This is a genomic window from Bacillus salipaludis (assembly GCF_030938565.1).
In the GTDB taxonomy this organism is placed as follows: Bacteria; Bacillota; Bacilli; order Bacillales; family Cytobacillaceae; genus Neobacillus; species Neobacillus salipaludis_A.
Window position 1 is genome coordinate 3,823,103 of sequence record NZ_JAVGVR010000001.1, and the last position, 16,604, is coordinate 3,839,706.

Below are 16,604 nucleotides of genomic sequence, written 5' to 3' on the forward strand. Positions count from 1 at the left end.
AAGATTTGGTTTATTCACCTTTTTTCATTATATTCCAGTTTTAGTAATAAAAAAGACTGCTGAAATTGAATTTCAGACAGTCATTAAAGAACTTAATGGTTTTTATTTTTTCCATTTCCTTTTTGCTTTTTCTCTTGGTTTTTTTGATGTCCAGGAGGTTTTTCCTGTTGTTTTTCTTCAGCTTTCTGTTGCTTTTCCACTATCTTTTGGATTTTTTTCGGCTGAACTACCGGCTTAGGTGGCGGTGGTACCTCGGCTGCACCGCGAATATAAAGATCATTTCCCATTTGATATACATCAGCCGGCTGCTGGAAGGTGGAGTTGCCCTTATCAAATTCTTGCATCATTTTACTAAACATGATTTGCGCGATATGGGTGGTATCTCCAGGCAAATAGTTACCGGAGCCATTCTTTACATACCCCGTCCAAACCGACATCGTATATTGCGGAGTATAACCTGTAAACCAACTATCCTTCGCAACATTATTAAGTGGATAACCATAACGGTAGCTTGTCTGAGCATCAAAATTAGTTGTCCCTGTTTTACCGGCTACATCCAGCCAAGGAACATTGGCAGCCTTCCCTGTCCCAGAATGTATAACATCTCGAAGCATATCCGTAATCATATAGGCAGTATAATCATGCATAACCTGTTTTGGTTTTGGTTTAAAACTGACAACCTTACCATTTGGGAACACCACTTTTGTCACAAAATGCGGCTGATTATATACCCCTTGATTAGCGAACGCACTGTAGGCACCCGCCATTTCTAATGGACTAACCGTATTTCCGCCGATTGCATAAGACTCATAAATTTGATCGTGATCAAAGGTAATTCCCAATTTTTCAGCAAAGTTTTTTGCCCGGTCCATACCGACCTCGCGGAGCGTGAGTAGGGCAGGTATATTATAAGACCATTCCAATGCTGTCCGCATTGAAAGCATCCCATGGTAGCGACGATCCCAGTTTTGAATCTGTTGGCCGGTGGAATAAGTTGTCGGTTGGTCATTTAACATATGATGTGTCGACCAATTCAAATATTCAATGGCAGGACCATAATCTAATATTGGCTTAAAAGTAGAGCCTGGTTGGCGGACAAGATCAATTGCAAAATTGTTGCCGCGGAATCCGGCTTTATAATCTTTCCGACCGCTGCCAATTGCTCTAACCTCACCTGTCTTTGAATCTAAAAATACAAAAGCTCCTTGGAATCGATCATTCGGATAGTTGACTATCTCATTGCTGTCCATCAATTTATCTGCATATTTCTGCGCTTTTTGGTCGAGGGTCATATAAATGGATAAACCATCCGTACCGATATCAATACCCTTAAGCTTTCCTTCCACTTCTTTTACAGCTGCATCAATAAATGCTTCATAAGGCATCCCTTCATTTTTTTTCTTCACCAATCCCTTGGTTACGGGAACCTTCATCGCATCCTGCATCTGTTGCTTTGAAATATAACCCTGTTTGTGCATAGAAGCTAGAACCAGATTTCGACGGTTCGTCGCTGCCTTTTTGTTTATTGATTTTGTCGGGTCATAATTATTTGGGCTTTGCGGAAGACCGGCAATCATTGCAGCTTCCGGAAGCGTTAATTTATTTAATTTATTTGCGTCGATTCCATAATAATTTTTTGCTGCCGCAGCAACTCCGTAGGAACGGTTGCCAAGGTAAATATTATTAAAATACATCATCAAAATCTCATGCTTGGAATATTTTTGCTCCAATTTATAGGCCAGGTACCATTCCTGAACCTTTCGTTTTATTGTTTTTTCTGGGGTTAAAAATGACCTTTTGATGACTTGCTGTGTAATCGTACTTCCACCTTGGGAACCAAAGTCTCCTGTTACATTTAAGAAAATTGCCTTCGCGGTCCGTTTGATGTCGATTCCATGATGTTCATAAAAATGCGAATCCTCTGTGGCGATAAAGGCATGTTCAAGCTGTTTTGGAACTTGATTATAGGTGATTTTCGTTCGCTTTTCCTTCCCGTATTCATAAAGAAACTTCCCGTTTTGATCATAAAATTTCGTTGAAAGCGGGTCGACAAGTTTAGATGCATCCAATGAAGGAACATCCTTAACCATAGCAGCAAACGTAATGACACCTGCTCCAATGGACAGGACACCTAGTACGATACAAATCAATAAAATTTTCTTCCATAGAGAACCTTTTTTCGGTGATTTTTTCTTTTTTTGTTCTCTTTGTTTTTCTCTTTCCGCTTGTTTTCGTTCCTCACGGTAGCGATAGGTTTCTGACATTCTTTCTCTCTCCCGTTGCTAAAAGTTACACAATGTTGTTACTAAGTGAACATTGTATCACGCTTTATAAAACTCGTATATATCGAATGGAGGAAGAATTGATCCGGTAATCCCCTTGTTCACAATTTGCCACAATGTAAGAATGCTGGAGAACCTTATCTAACACTTCTTGTTTGATCTCTTCCTTTTTAACCTCTTGATCTTTTAAAATTTTTACGCGTTTAATATCATGATCCAATGTATAACAAACAATATATTCCTTCAATGTAAATCTCCCTTTCAAAAACTCCTAAAAACATTTTCATTATTTTTACAAATACAATCTCATTATCTACCAAAATAGGGTTATCGTACAATCATATTCATTCGACAGAGCCCCGTTGATTTAGGGGGGTATAAATTAATTTTTTCAGGCCTAACTAGATTAGAACTTATTTTGATGATTATTGTACCAAGAGGTGTCATATTTTGCCATAAAAAAGATTCTTCTTTTTTGCTGTTTAATAAGAGAAAACAAATAAACGCTCAAAGAATGCACTTTGAACGTTGGGTTTTTTGCCCACTCTCTTTTCGAGTAAGGGATTTCAATTTTAGGTGTCTTGTCGATTAAAGCTTTTTATTTTCTCAAACAAATACTGGACTCCATATAATAAATAGGCTTTATAGTGTAGGTCGATAAAAAATTGCCATAAACCATTACACCCCAACCTACCATATATTTACTGTTGGTAAGATATCCCAATATTGATAAAAAAAACGCCCAAATGAGCGATCTGATTCTAACTGTTTTTTCCTTATTTATTCTGTTTATAGATAAAATCAATCCTGTTCATGGTTCTGTAACCTAAAATACCCAAGACTATTGTGTAAATAGTTGTTAATATTAAACCAAGTATAGCTATCCAAAATAATGATGTTAACTTTGTTTTTTTATTTAACAAAATAATAACCTCCATTAATTTATGGTTATTATTCTGCACAAATAAACGAGATTTATTCTAAAATAGGATTATCCCAAATAGAACTTCTGGAAATTAAAATCTTGAACTCCAATCTGATCGAACTTCCTTCAAGGTGTTATTCTGTTGGCGCACCGCAATCTCCCTTTAACACAGCGGTACATAATGAGCCGAATTCAAATTCGAGGCCGCCGCATTCCACATAGACATCTCCGATTGCGGGAACGGCAGCACCAGTTCTGGAGAATTTAATTGTTCCGATACTGCCTGGAGCGATGCCCGGATCGAAAGGAAACAAATGCTCATCTACTGTTAAGTAAAAAATCATACAGTTTGAATCTAGAAAGTTTGTAATCGTATAAGTAATCGTCGTTAATCCCCCGCCAGTCATACTTTCTGTCGTCAGTTGAAAATGCATCCTGCATTTTGCTCCTCCCGTTACGCTTGTTACGATATCAATAACTTCCGTATGATAAAATCCATTTGCCAAAAAAACCACCGACTTTCTCCATATATATTAATAAATGAAAAATGAAGGTTCGGGCAACGGCGAAACAACCAGGAGGGGCCCTACAAAATTATTTTTTTTCTAAAGAAATGAACAATAAAGGTCCCCAAAAATAAGGAAACTAACGTGCTGAAAAAGACGATATGGTCAAGATGGAATCCAAATACAGAGGCAATCATTTTTACGCCGATAATCGCAATTAAGATAAAAGCAGTTGTTTCAAGCTCCGGTACTTTTTCAATCAAGGTAAGGAAAACTTGGGCCACACCGCGCATCATTAAGATTCCTAACACTCCACCTAAAAAGAGTACCCACACTTGATTGGATACACCAAAAGCAGCAATAATACTGTCAAAACTAAAAGCAATGTCCATGAGTTCCACGGTTAAAACGGTCCTCCAAAATCCCATTTTTTTAGCATGGACTTCGCCTTCCTCCTCTTTTTTGTTGATAAAGTTTTGAAATACAATCCATAACAGATAATGGCCGCAGATAATTTTAATCCAGGCGATATTGATTAGAGTTACCCCTAATCCAATTGCGAATATACGGAAAAAATAGGCTCCAAAAATCCCATAGAATAAGGCTTTTTTTCTTTGATCCTTCGGCAGGTGCTTGACCATAACTGCCAAAACAACAGCATTATCGGCGGATAATAATCCCTCAAGAAGGACAAGGGTGCCAATAACACCCCAGCTAGCGGGATCTGAGATAATTTTTGCAACAGCCTCTAAGGACAAAAATGGGCTAAAATGATGGATTAATTCTTGTAAAAATTCCATAAGGATTCTTTCCCCTTTAAATTCAGTTTTAATTAATCTATAGGTCGTCCTCCTTTAATATGTATGTCTGGACTTTTTATTAATGAACTTTTAATCCTATCATCGTTTATTCTTTTCTAAAAAATAACCATGCCGATTACCATTGGTATTACCATAAGCAAGCCTGCTGTCAAGGATGGGAACGGTAATTTAGCTGAAAAAATGGTACATAGCTCCCCTAAAAAACCTCCAATGATAAAGGGAATAGCAGAAGTTATTTTATTCGCCCCTTCCTTTGCATAAAACCAGGCATCCCAAACAACATAAACGTAAAATCCTGGATAAAATAACAATCCATCATATACGACCGTCTCGAGTGCTTTTTGGTGAAAGCCATTAAAATCAAGCTGGATCGCACTATTAATTTTCCCTACCATGTTATCAAAATGTTCAAACACAACAAAAAGCACACCTTTAATCATTTGCCGATTATAGAACTGACCAAATCCCGGCATAATGATCGAAAACAATGCTGCAATAATCCTCATGGCAATTTCCTTTTTTTGTATATTTTAATTATTTTTTCTATTTATCTTCCTTTTTATTCCAATCTCTACAATATTTGAAATGCAATATTTTATACTACATAAACCTGCCTAAAATAGGAAAAATAAATATATTAAGATACCCTAAAGGATGTTTTAGCATGAAAAATACAAAATTTTTAATTCTGCTAATGTTTATACTACCCTGGCTTTCACTCCCACTTATTGGTGGGAAAACAGTTAAAAGATTTCTACCAGGTGCACTATTTATGTGTGTTTATCTAATGTTTGAAGGTATGTTAGCTGAGAAACGAAAATGGTGGTGGTTTCCATATAAAATTAAACCGAATGTATTAGGTGAAATGCCATTAATCTTTGGTCCATTTTTAGTTGGTTCCCTTTGGGTCCTAAAATTCACCTTCGGAAAGTTTAACTTATACCTTTTAGTCAATATTATCGTCGATGCTATCTTTACCTATTTGGGGCTAGATTTATTTAAAAAAATTGGTTACGTCACCCTTGTTCGTTTAAGTAAATTTCAATTATCATTGCTCTTTTTAGTAAAATCATTTTTCATGTATGGTTTTCAATTACTATATGAAAAACTGTTTCGAAAATCTTTATACTATAGATAAAAAGTGAAGGAATACTCCTTCACTTTTTTGTCATATTGTTATACAACAGTAAAATCACTGTGCTATATCAACCTTTAATTCTTATTTTTTTATAAACCCTTATAACCTCAACATAAACGCACCGAAATACACATATAAATGATTTATAAACAGAAGCTGTTGTATTTATTTTTTTATCCTGTTACAATAAAGATGTTTAATTTATTGATAATTCATAATATTAATACTACTGTTAGGATTGGAGGAATCTATTTGTCAAAATTACCAAAAGTGAATGAATTAGGTTTTTTTGAAATCCGACTGGAATCGATCGGCGGATTAGGTGCAAATCTTGCGGGAAAATTACTTTCCGAGGATGGAGTCGTTGGAAACGGACTAAATGGGATCGGTTTTTCATCCTACGGCTCTGAGAAAAAAGGATCCCCTGTAAAAGCACATATCCGATTTTGCGATCCTGAAACCACCATTCGAGATACAACACCGATTGAACGCCCCCACGTGGTCGGCATTTTCCATGATGCCCTTTTTAAAACCATCAACTGTACAAATGGAATCTATCCTGACAGTACTATTTTAGTAAATTCTTTAAAATCTCCCGATGAACTTAAACAACAAATGAAAATACAGGGCGGAACGATTGCCATTGTTGATGCAACCGGAATCGCCTTAGATGAAAAGACCAAAGCCAATACTGCAATGCTTGGGGCGCTTTACCGTATTTTAGACTTCCTAGACCCTGAGTCCATGAAACAAACCATTCGGCGCACCTTTGAGAAAAAATACCCCCACCTTGTTGAACCCAACCTCCGTACATTTGACCGTGGCTATCAAGAAGTTAAATTCAAAACGTATACTTTAGAAAATAGCACGGAACTAAAACCGTTTGAACGAGCGGAACCACTGCTTGGCTATGAAACTCAGGCAATTGGCGGCACCATTACCAATCCAGGAAACAGCATTTTAAAAGATTTAAGTATTTCGCGAGCTGGTATGCTCCCGCATTTTCACGAAGGAAAATGTATTAATTGTGCAGCCTGTGACACTGCATGTCCGGACTTTTGCTTTGTCTGGGAGGAAAAAGAAGACAAACGGGGCCGGCCGCAAATGTTCCTGAAAGGGATTGACTATCAATATTGCAAAGGCTGCTTAAAATGCGTGACAGCTTGCCCAGTTGATGCTTTATCAGGAGAAAGAGAATACAATGACGGCTACGCCGACAAGAATCGTGTCCCTCATTTATTCGATTTAGTGAACCAAAATTAAAGGAAAGGGCGGTATATAAATGTCGATCGATTTAAACCAAGAAAAATTACAGGTTCCAAAGGGTTCCGCGGAACAAACCGTTGTTTTTGAATCCGGCAATGAAATGGCGGCCTATGCAGCCCACCAAATTAATTATCATGTGATGGGATATTATCCAATCTCTCCTTCCACCGAGGTGGCCCAGTTCCTCGATAGCATGAAAGCCAAAGGCGAACACGATATTGTTTTAATTCCGGCTGATGGCGAGCACGGCTCCGCCGGTATCTGCTACGGGGCTTCGACTGGAGGCGGACGAGTTTTTAACGCAACCAGTGCAAACGGATTTCTCTACATGCTAGAGCAACTTCCGGTGCAGTCCGGTACACGTTTTCCTATGGTTTTAAATTTGGTCAACCGTTCCGTTTCCGGACCTTTGAACATCCACGGCGATCATTCTGATTTATACTTCGCCTTAAATACCGGCTGGCCGATTTTGATGGCCCGTGACCCGCAAATTGTCTATGATATGAATATTATGGCTATTAAATTAGCAGAAGATCCAGAAGTACGGCTTCCAGTCATTGTTTCATTTGACGGTTATTTTACTTCTCACCAAAAACGGCGGGTACTAGTAGTGAAAGATCGAAAAGATGTACAACAGTTTATTGGTGAACCGCCAAGGGACTTCCCTCATGCTTTGGACCGGGAAAACCCAGTGACCATCGGGCCTTATATGAATGAACCGGACTATATGAATAATTGCTTTCAGCAATCTGAAGCAATGTATAAAGCGGAACAGGTTTTCGAAAGGATTTCAAAAAAGTATGCAGAATTAACAGGACGCGAATATCCTGTTCTTGATTTATATCGGATGGATGATGCAGAGATTGCAGTGTTTATGTTAAATTCTGCGGCTGAAGTTTGTAAGGATGTAGCCGACAGGCTCCGTTTAAAAGGGATTAAAGCCGGAGTCATCTCTCCTAATATGATTCGTCCCTTCCCGCAACAAAAATTAGTAGAAGCCTTGAAAAATGTAAAAGCGCTTACAGTTGGCGATCGTGCAGACTCCTATGGTGCCCACGGCGGAAACATGGCACTCGAAGTAAGGGCAGCTTTACAAACCTTTGGGAACAGTCATACGAAAGTAGTTAATAGAGTATATGGCCTAGGGGGCAAAGATTTTTATGCCGATGATGCGGAGCATTTTTTCCAAATAGCTTTGGATGCCGATGAAAAAGGTGTGGTCGATCAGGCGTTTGACTATTTTGGGCATAATCCCGGCAGACCTGAATATGCACCAAAACGTGTTTTAAACCCGATGAAAAAAGATGACTTAAACACTGGTTTAATCACGGTAACCCCAGATGGAAAAACCGGTGAATTAAAGGTGAAAATCCCCCCGTTACGAAGCTTAACGAAAAAGCCAAAACGGCTCGCCTCCGGGCACGGTGCTTGCCCTGGATGTGGGATTTTCTCAGGCCTTGAATTGTTTTTCAAAGGAATTGAAGGAGATATTGTTGCCCTATTTCATACTGGATGTGCCATGGTGGTGACAACCGGGTTCCCTTACAGTGCCCATAAAGCGACCTATATTCACAACCTCTTTCAAAATGGTTCTGCTACTCTTTCCGGTCTTGTCGAAATGTTCCATGAACGAAAACGCCGGGGCGAGCTGGATGATCTCGGCTTGAGCGATGATTTCACCTTTGTGATGGTGACGGGTGATGGCGGTATGGATATTGGCATGGGTCCGGCGATCGGTACGGCCTTGCGCAACCATAAAATGATTATCCTTGAATATGATAACGAGGGTTACATGAACACGGGCAGCCAGATGTCCTATTCGACGCCGATGGGTCATATGACGAGTACTTCAAGTGTCGGCAGCTTTCAAAATGGCAAGCCGTTTCATCATAAGGATACGGCACAAATTATGGCCGCTACCCATATTCCGTATGTTTTTACCGGAACGGAAGCGTTTGATCGGGATCTATTGAAAAAAGCTGCCAAAGCCCAGTGGTATGCGCAGAATGAGGGTTTGGTGTACGGCAAGATTTTGATTACGTGCCCATTGAACTGGAAATCGAAGGATGAATTAGGCCAGACGATTGTGGAAGCGGCGGTTAATTCTTGTTTCTTCCCTCTTTATGAAGTCGAACGCGGCATTACGACGATTACGTATGACCCTGAGAGTAAGAAGAAGCGGGTTGCGGTGTCTGAATGGCTGCAGATGATGGGAAAAACGAAGCATTTGCTTAGGGAAGAAAGTAAAGAGATGCTGCAGATGTTTGATGATGAAGTGGAGCGCCGCTGGATGAGGCTGAAGGCGAAGCACGAGAGTCCGTTTTTATAAATTGGGTTAAGCTATGCACACGAGATTTATGGTCTCGTGTGCATTTTTTATATGGAGCTAGAGATTTTTGAAGTGTTATTGCAGAAATTTAGATATACTGAAGCGTTTAAGTGACCTTTTAATTGAAAAAGCAGGTTCTGCGGGCATTGACAATCGCTCTTAGTGACCGCGCGAATGAAAATTTAAGCTTTGCGGGCACTGACAAGCCCTCATAGTGCCCGTTCGTTTGAAAATATAAGCTTTGTGGGCACTGACAAGCCCTCATAGTGCCCATTCGTTTGAAAATGTAAGCTTGACGGGCACTGACAAGCCCTCATAGTGCCCGTTCGTTTAAAAATATATGCTTTGCGGGCATTGATAAGCCCTCATAGTGCCCGTTCGTTTGAAAATATAAGCTTGACGGGCATTGATAAGCCCTCATAGTGCCCGTTCGTTTGAAAATATAAGCTTGACGGGCATTGACAAGGTCTCTTAGTTCCCGTTCCTATAAAATATCATGCTCATAGGGCACTGACATAAATATTCAAAAGAGAAAAAACTTTCCTTCCCCACCAACTTATCGTCCTGACAATTCCAATAAATTTGTTACCGTTTGCTGGTTTCATATCGTTGTTTCCTTATTAGCAAGACTTTGGATCACTTCTGGTAATAATCGGTGCTCAATCTCCTGAATTTTGATTGTTAATGTTTCTCTTGTCATGGACATAGTGACGGGAACGGACTCCTGAGCAATGATTGGTCCTGTATCCATGCCTTCATCTACAAAATGAACAGTTACCCCCGTCACCTTTACCCCATAATCAAGCGCTTGACCAATGGCATCTTTTCCTTTAAATGCAGGTAATAAGGATGGGTGGACATTAATAATTTTTCCATCATAAGCCTTTAGCAAAACAGGTCCCAGCAATCTCATATATCCTGCTAAAACGATAAAATCCACCTGGTGGTTGGTTAATTTCTCAAGAACCTCTTGTTCATAGGTAAGTTTGTCCGGATAATCCTTTGCTTGAAAACTAAACACTGGGATCGATGCATTTTTTGCTTTCGTGACTGCAAGTGCATTGGGGTTATCACTGACTAACAAAACTACTTCCACGTTTTTTATTTTTTTTAATTGAATGGATTCCAGAATCGCTTCAAAATTGCTTCCTGTTCCAGAAGCAAAAACGGCAATTTTCATGATTACTCCTTCTTGAACACGACGTCTTCGGTCCCTCTTTGCACTGTTCCAATCACAGATGCAGCTTCCCCTAGCCCTTGAAAGTGGTCTAAAATAGCCTGAGAATCCTTAGTGTCAACGACTAAAATCATACCAATTCCCATATTAAAAGTACGAAACATATCATAGTCTGAAATATTTCCTGTCTCTTGGATAAAGGTAAAAATCTTTGGAATACTCCATGAACCATCGTAAATTTCAGCTTGCAGACCACGTGGAAGAATGCGGGGGATATTATCGTAAAAGCCACCCCCTGTAACATGTACCATTCCATGGACAGGAAATTTCTTTATCGTGGAAAGAACAGATTTTACATAAATTTTAGTGGGTTCCAGTAATACTGCACCTAATTGTGCACCCAATTTTTCGACATAGTCTGTTAAGGAGAGTTTTGCATCATCTAATAGAACTTTACGGACAAGAGAAAAGCCATTGCTATGTACACCACTAGAGGCTAAACCAATTAGCACTTGACCCTCTTTTACTTTTGATCCATCGATAAGGTGTTTTTGATCGACCATCGCTACAGTAAACCCGGCAATATCGTATTCTTCATTCTGATACATCCCTGGCATTTCAGCCGTCTCTCCGCCAATTAACGCACATCCTGCCTGTAGGCATCCTTCTGCAATCCCTTTGACAATGGCTTCAATTTTATCCGGAATGATCTTGTCGCAAGCAAGATAGTCGAGGAAAAAAAGAGGCTCAGCCCCTTGGACAACTACATCATTTACACACATGGCAACGGCATCAATTCCAATTGTGTCATGCTTGTCCATTGCAAAGGCAATTTTTAGTTTTGTCCCAACCCCATCTGTCCCAGAGACAAAAATTGGTTCCTCGATTTCCAGCAGGTTCGGTTTAAACAGTGCACCAAACCCTCCTAACCCAGTTAAAACTTCCGGTCGGAACGTCGTTTTTACATGCTTTTTCATTCGTTCAACGGCTTCATTACCCGCATCAATATCGACTCCGGCATTGCGGTAGGCATCACTCATTTTGATTCACTCCTTTACGATAAACTTGCAGAAATGTCTTGTGTGTTCAGCTTTTTTAATCGATTTGAATGCATGATATCCGGAATAGCATTCTTCCAGGATTCGGAGAGTTCAGCAATTGGCTGTGAAATGACGATTTGCCCATTATGTGAAATCGACAGTTCTTTTCCTCTTACCTTGCCGATTTCCATTATTGGAACCTGCATTAATTTCGCGATTTCTTGTACTTTTTCGACGTGTTCCTTTAAGACAGAAAGAACAATTCGAGATTGAGTTTCACTAAACAGGGAGATGTCTGTTCGCAGTTCATCCGTTATTTGAATTTCTGCGCCACTATTCCCGCTAATGCAGCTTTCAGCTATCGCAACAGCTAATCCTCCTTCAGCAGCATCATGGGCTGACTGAACAAGACCCTCTTGAATTGTCTTGAGTGTAAAAGCTTGGATGTTTCGTTCTAACGCAAGATTTAATTGAGGCGGGCGTCCTTCAATTTTTCCTGTCACTAATTTTTGATATTCAGACCCGCCAATCTCCGCTTTCGTTTCACCGACTAAGAAGATTAAATCCCCGTCTTTTTTAAATTCCTGTGTTGTTATATGTTCGACATCCTTAATTAAGCCCACCATCCCAATGGTTGGTGTAGGAAAGATCGCTTCTCCATTTGATTCGTTATAGAGACTGACGTTACCGCCAATGACCGGAGTATTCAGCTGCCGGCAGGCTTCACTAATGCCATCTGCTGCTTTTTCGAACTGCCAGAAGATTTCCGGTTTTTCCGGGCTGCCAAAATTTAAATTATCCGTTATAGCAAGTGGTTCAGCACCGGAACAAACGACGTTGCGAGCTGCTTCTGCTACGGCAATGGCGCCTCCAGTAAAGGGATCAAGATACACATATCTTCCATTGCAATCTGTCGTCATCGCCAAAGCTTTCCGTGTTCCACGGATCGCCACAACTGCCGCATCGGATCCTGGTATGACAGCGGTATTGGTTCTGACCATATAATCATACTGCTGATATACCCATTCTTTGCTGGCAATTGTTGGGGATGCTAACAGTTGTTTCAATATTGAGTTAAAGTCCTTTGGCTTTTCAAATTGTGCGGCAGGGTCCAATGATGCGTATTTTTCATAATAAGGAGCCACTTTAGAGGGCTTACAATACACAGGAGCATCTTCCGCCAGCTTATCCGCAGGAATTTCTGCCACTACTTCTCCTTGATGTAGGATTCGAAGTTGATTATCATCGGTAACTCTTCCAATTACAGCAGAATGGAGTCCCCATTTGTTAAAAATCTTTTCTACGTCCTCTTCTTTTCCTTTTTTTGCAACGACCAGCATTCGTTCTTGAGATTCCGATAACATCATTTCGTAAGCACTCATTCCTTTTTCCCGTTGTGGAACAAGGTCAAGGTTTAATTCAATGCCATTTCCTGCTTTGCTGGCCATTTCAGAACTGGAGCTGGTTAATCCTGCTGCTCCCATATCTTGAATCCCGACAACATGGCCAGAGGCAATCAATTCTATTGTAGCTTCCAGTAACAACTTTTCCATAAAGGGGTCGCCAACTTGAACAGCTGGTCGTTTGGCCTCGGAATTTTCGCTTAACTCCTCTGAGGCGAAGGTAGCCCCATGGATCCCATCTCTTCCGGTAGCTGCGCCGACATAGATGACAGGATTCCCAATCCCTTTTGCCACACCTTTTTGTATTTGATCATGGTCGATTAATCCGACACACATCGCATTTACCAGGGGGTTTCCCTCATAAGAGGAATCAAAGTAAATCTCTCCTCCTACCGTTGGAATCCCCATACAATTTCCATATCCAGCGATCCCCGCAACAACATTCTCAAATAAATATTTGGTTTTTGGGTTATCTAATTCACCGAAACGAAGTGAATTTAATAAAGCAATGGGACGGGCACCCATTGAGAACACATCACGGATGATTCCTCCTACACCTGTAGCTGCTCCTTGATAGGGTTCAATCGCAGAGGGATGATTATGACTTTCAATTTTAAAGACAACCGCTTGTTGGTCTCCAATGTCTACGATCCCAGCTCCTTCTCCAGGTCCTTGAAGAACGTGGGGACTAGAAGTGGGAAATCTTCTTAAAACTACCTTCGAATTTTTATAACTGCAATGCTCAGACCACATTACACTAAAAATTCCCGTTTCAGTATAATTAGGTTTTTGGCCGAGTATTTCGATCACTTTGTCAAATTCTTCGTCTGTCAAGCCCATTTCTCGATAAAGTTTTTGTTCGTAAATTTGCTCCGGGGTTGGTTCGTTATGCTGTTCCATTTTGTTTCCTCCAGTAACTTAATATAGATGAAAACATGCGTTTGCCGTCATCAGACCCCAGCCATTTATGAACCGCACGTTCCGGATGGGGCATTAATCCTAAAACATTTCCTCTTTGATTGATGATCCCGGCAATTTCAGAAACTGAACCATTCGGATTCTTTCCTTCATATCGGAAAACAATTTGTTTATTTTTTTCTAACTCATTTAAGGTATCCTCATTACAATAATAGTTTCCGTCTCCATGGGCAATCGGAATACGAATCTTCTCCCCTTCCTCATATTCTAAAGTGAATGGAGTTTGGTTATTTTCGACGATGAGATTAATGGTTTCACAATGGAATTTTAAACGCTGGTTTCTCCTTAACGCACCCGGTAACAGACCCGCTTCTGTTAAAATTTGAAACCCATTACAAACTCCAAGAACCAACTTTCCCGATTCCGCGGCAATCTTGACTTGCTCCATTGCTGGAGATAAACTTGCCACTGCACCAGGACGCAAATAATCTCCATAAGAGAATCCCCCTGGAACAAGGATTCCATCATATTTAGATAGGTCCGTTTCCAGATGCCATACGTACTCTACTGGTTGTTCAATCGTATCAACAACAGCCTTATACATATCCACGTCACAGTTCGAACCAGGAAAAACAAGTACAGCAAAGTTCACTTTAATTTTCTCCCTTCCTTAGCTCAAACCTATAGTCTTCAATGACCGTGTTGGCTAACAGCTTTTCACACATATCCCTAACCCGTTCCTCTGCCATTTTATGATCCTCACTATTAACTTCAAGCTCCATATATTTTCCGATTCGTACTTCTCCAACCTCATCATACCCCAGTGAATGTAGAGATTCGTGAACCGCATTTCCTTGTGGATCCAAAACGCTTTCCCGTAAAGTTACATAGACAATTGCTTTAAACACCAACAGTACCCCCAATTCTTCGTAGAATTTCTTGATAGGCTTCTTTAACGTTACCTAAATCTCTTCTGAACCGATCTTTATCTAATTTTTCCTTTGTGCTGGCATCCCAGAACCTACAGGTATCCGGGGAAATTTCATCAGCTAAAATAATCTCACCTTCTAGAGTTTTTCCGAATTCCAATTTAAAATCGACCAAGATAAGGTCTTTCATTTTGAGAAATTCTTGTAAAATTTTATTAATTTTCAGAGCTTGGTTTCGAATTTTGGTTAAGTCCGATTCTGAAGTCAACCCAAGTAGGGCAATGTGATCATTGTTAATGATAGGGTCTCCCAGTTCATCATTTTTGTAGTAGTATTCCACTATGGCTTGCGGGAGCTCCTTCCCTTCCTCCCATCCCAGTCTTTTAGCGAGTGATCCGGCTGCGATGTTCCGAACCACAACTTCTATTGGAATGATCTCAACTTGTAAGACAATTTGTTCTGTTCCCGAAATTCGTTGAACAAAATGATTGTTTACCCCTTTTTCCTTTAATAGGCTAAGAAAAATCGCACTAATCTCGTTATTCATTGTTCCTTTACCGGCAATCTTCCCCTTTTTTTCTCCATTAAAGGCTGTGGCATCATCTTTATATTCAATCCAACATTTTCCCGATTCGGATGTCTTGAACACTTTTTTAGCTTTACCTTCGTAAAGCATTTCTAATTTTTCCATCTTTTCTCTCCTTTTACTGGTCAATTGGGGAGGATCTATTCTATGAGTCCCAGATTTGCATTTTTTAAATTTGTTGAAAGATTACTTCAAGTGAAGGACCTAAAAAATTTATATGCCCCATTTTCCTGTTCTCTTTTGATTCCTTTTTTCCATACAAATGGAGTTTGGCTGTTGAAGGGAGCTGTTTCAGGTTATCTGACACTTTGCTCAAATGTTGACCTAATATATTCACCATAATAATTGGACTTAAAAGAGTAGTATCTCCTAAGGGCAGTCCGCATATTGCCCGAATATGTTGTTCAAACTGTGAGGTTACACATGCATCCATGGAATAATGACCGGAATTATGAGGTCTTGGGGCTAGCTCATTAACTAAAATATCACCATCCTTCGTAAGAAACATTTCTATAGCAATTAAACCTACTGCTTTTAGTGATTCGGCCACTTCCAAAGCAACTTTCTCTGCCTGTTTCCTTTGCTCCTCAGTAATTCTTGCAGGGACAATAGATTGATGAAGGATATTGTTAATATGAATATTTTCAGCTACTGGGAATGTTTTTGCTTGTCCTGCTAAATTCCTAGCGACAATCACAGATAGTTCCTTACTAAATGAAATAAATTGTTCCACGATTATTTCTACACCTGAATTTTTTAATGCCTCAACTGCAATGGGTATTTGATCCTTTTCATGAAATACCCATTGTCCTTTTCCATCATAACCCCCTGTCGCGGTTTTCATGACACAGGGAAAGCCAAAGCGATCAACAGCAGTGTGGATATCCTTTTCAGATTGAATCACTATAAAGGGCAACAGGCACATCGTTTGACTGTAACGTAGATTTTTCACGAATTCGGTTTTGTGTGATTTGAAGGAGCTTGCTTCCCTGTGGAACAAAGGACGTTGTTTCTAAAATTGAAGCTAAATGGGAATCAACATTTTCAAATTCGTATGTAATGACGTCTGAAGCGTTTGCTAGTTCCTTTGCCGCATTTAGCACCGAAAAGGAAGCGATAATTTGGCGATCGGCTGCTTGTCCGCAGGGAGAGTCAGGCGTCGGGTCCAAAGTAATAAATCGATACCCCATATTTCTTCCCGCAATCGAAATCATTCTTCCCAGCTGTCCCCCGCCTAAAATACCAATCGTAGAGCCAGGTTTAATTACTTTCACCAATATTCCC

General features: G+C 40.0%; 14 protein-coding genes and 1 pseudogene. 3 read left to right on the forward strand and 12 right to left on the reverse strand.

All coding sequences use genetic code 11. The annotated features are described in order from the left end of the window. Positions 1-92: 92 nt before the first annotated feature. The 5 genes from RCG21_RS19010 to RCG21_RS19030 form a co-directional block, all read right to left on the reverse strand. Positions 93-2,264, reverse strand: a complete 2,172-nt coding sequence (locus tag RCG21_RS19010; protein ID WP_308913608.1) for a transglycosylase domain-containing protein — start codon at positions 2,262-2,264, stop codon at positions 93-95. Between the two features lie 64 nt (positions 2,265-2,328). Then, the gene (locus tag RCG21_RS19015; protein WP_026572960.1) at positions 2,329-2,529 is read right to left on the reverse strand and encodes a hypothetical protein; all 201 of its coding nucleotides are present in this window, start codon (positions 2,527-2,529) and stop codon (positions 2,329-2,331) included. An 812-nt stretch (positions 2,530-3,341) separates the two neighbouring features. Continuing rightward, a complete protein-coding gene (locus RCG21_RS19020; protein ID WP_133335435.1) occupies positions 3,342-3,722 on the reverse strand; it encodes a hypothetical protein in 381 nt (126 codons plus the stop codon). 71 nt (positions 3,723-3,793) lie between these two features. Beyond that, entirely contained in the window at positions 3,794-4,513 is a 720-nt protein-coding gene (locus tag RCG21_RS19025) for a TerC family protein (RefSeq protein WP_133335433.1), read from the reverse strand. A gap of 116 nt (positions 4,514-4,629) precedes the next feature. Further along, a complete protein-coding gene (locus RCG21_RS19030; RefSeq protein WP_308913609.1) occupies positions 4,630-5,040 on the reverse strand; it encodes a hypothetical protein in 411 nt (136 codons plus the stop codon). A gap of 158 nt (positions 5,041-5,198) precedes the next feature. On the opposite strand from RCG21_RS19030, the gene RCG21_RS19035 reads away from it, so the two are divergent. The 3 genes from RCG21_RS19035 to RCG21_RS19045 all read left to right on the forward strand — a co-directional run bounded on the left by RCG21_RS19035 (position 5,199) and on the right by RCG21_RS19045 (position 9,267). After that, positions 5,199-5,672, forward strand: a complete 474-nt coding sequence (locus RCG21_RS19035) for a hypothetical protein (protein ID WP_133335429.1) — start codon at positions 5,199-5,201, stop codon at positions 5,670-5,672. Positions 5,673-5,924: 252 nt separating this feature from the next. Further along, positions 5,925-6,935, forward strand: a complete 1,011-nt coding sequence (locus tag RCG21_RS19040) for a 2-oxoacid:acceptor oxidoreductase family protein (protein ID WP_133335427.1) — start codon at positions 5,925-5,927, stop codon at positions 6,933-6,935. 19 nt (positions 6,936-6,954) lie between these two features. Beyond that, entirely contained in the window at positions 6,955-9,267 is a 2,313-nt protein-coding gene (locus RCG21_RS19045) for a thiamine pyrophosphate-dependent enzyme (protein ID WP_133335425.1), read from the forward strand. A gap of 601 nt (positions 9,268-9,868) precedes the next feature. On the opposite strand, the gene purN is transcribed toward RCG21_RS19045, so the two are convergent. From purN to purK, 7 genes and pseudogenes are all read right to left on the reverse strand, one after another. Then, positions 9,869-10,450, reverse strand: coding sequence for a phosphoribosylglycinamide formyltransferase (gene purN, locus RCG21_RS19050; RefSeq protein ID WP_133335423.1), 582 nt, complete (start codon positions 10,448-10,450; stop codon positions 9,869-9,871). Further along, entirely contained in the window at positions 10,450-11,484 is a 1,035-nt protein-coding gene (purM, locus tag RCG21_RS19055) for a phosphoribosylformylglycinamidine cyclo-ligase (RefSeq protein ID WP_308913610.1), read from the reverse strand. Before purM ends, purN begins: the two co-directional genes overlap by 1 nt. Before the next feature lie 14 nt (positions 11,485-11,498). Continuing rightward, positions 11,499-13,787, reverse strand: coding sequence for a phosphoribosylformylglycinamidine synthase subunit PurL (gene purL / locus RCG21_RS19060; RefSeq protein ID WP_133335419.1), 2,289 nt, complete (start codon positions 13,785-13,787; stop codon positions 11,499-11,501). Next, a complete protein-coding gene (purQ, locus tag RCG21_RS19065; protein ID WP_133335417.1) occupies positions 13,774-14,457 on the reverse strand; it encodes a phosphoribosylformylglycinamidine synthase subunit PurQ in 684 nt (227 codons plus the stop codon). The genes purL and purQ overlap by 14 nt, the downstream gene beginning before the upstream one ends. Position 14,458: 1 nt before the next feature. Then, on the reverse strand, positions 14,459-14,713 hold the full coding sequence (gene purS, locus RCG21_RS19070; RefSeq protein ID WP_133335415.1) for a phosphoribosylformylglycinamidine synthase subunit PurS: 255 nt from the start codon (positions 14,711-14,713) through the stop codon (positions 14,459-14,461). Beyond that, positions 14,706-15,425 (reverse strand): phosphoribosylaminoimidazolesuccinocarboxamide synthase, encoded by a 720-nt coding sequence (gene purC, locus RCG21_RS19075; protein ID WP_133335413.1) that lies wholly within the window; start codon positions 15,423-15,425, stop codon positions 14,706-14,708. Before purC ends, purS begins: the two co-directional genes overlap by 8 nt. 64 nt (positions 15,426-15,489) lie before the next feature. Further along, positions 15,490-16,600: pseudogene (purK, locus tag RCG21_RS19080) on the reverse strand (5-(carboxyamino)imidazole ribonucleotide synthase). Positions 16,601-16,604: the final 4 nt, after the last annotated feature.

Excerpts from the sequence above, each read along its gene's own strand:
- RCG21_RS19045 (WP_133335425.1), top strand. The coding sequence starts at position 6,955 with ATGTCGATCGATTTAAACCAAGAAAAATTACAGGTTCCAAAGGGTTCC.
- purM (WP_308913610.1), bottom strand. The coding sequence starts at position 11,484 with ATGAGTGATGCCTACCGCAATGCCGGAGTCGATATTGATGCGGGTAAT.
- RCG21_RS19030 (WP_308913609.1), bottom strand. The coding sequence starts at position 5,040 with ATGAGGATTATTGCAGCATTGTTTTCGATCATTATGCCGGGATTTGGT.
- purC (WP_133335413.1), bottom strand. The coding sequence starts at position 15,425 with ATGGAAAAATTAGAAATGCTTTACGAAGGTAAAGCTAAAAAAGTGTTC.
- RCG21_RS19025 (WP_133335433.1), bottom strand. The coding sequence starts at position 4,513 with ATGGAATTTTTACAAGAATTAATCCATCATTTTAGCCCATTTTTGTCC.
- RCG21_RS19010 (WP_308913608.1), bottom strand. The coding sequence starts at position 2,264 with ATGTCAGAAACCTATCGCTACCGTGAGGAACGAAAACAAGCGGAAAGA.
- purL (WP_133335419.1), bottom strand. The coding sequence starts at position 13,787 with ATGGAACAGCATAACGAACCAACCCCGGAGCAAATTTACGAACAAAAA.
- RCG21_RS19035 (WP_133335429.1), top strand. The coding sequence starts at position 5,199 with ATGAAAAATACAAAATTTTTAATTCTGCTAATGTTTATACTACCCTGG.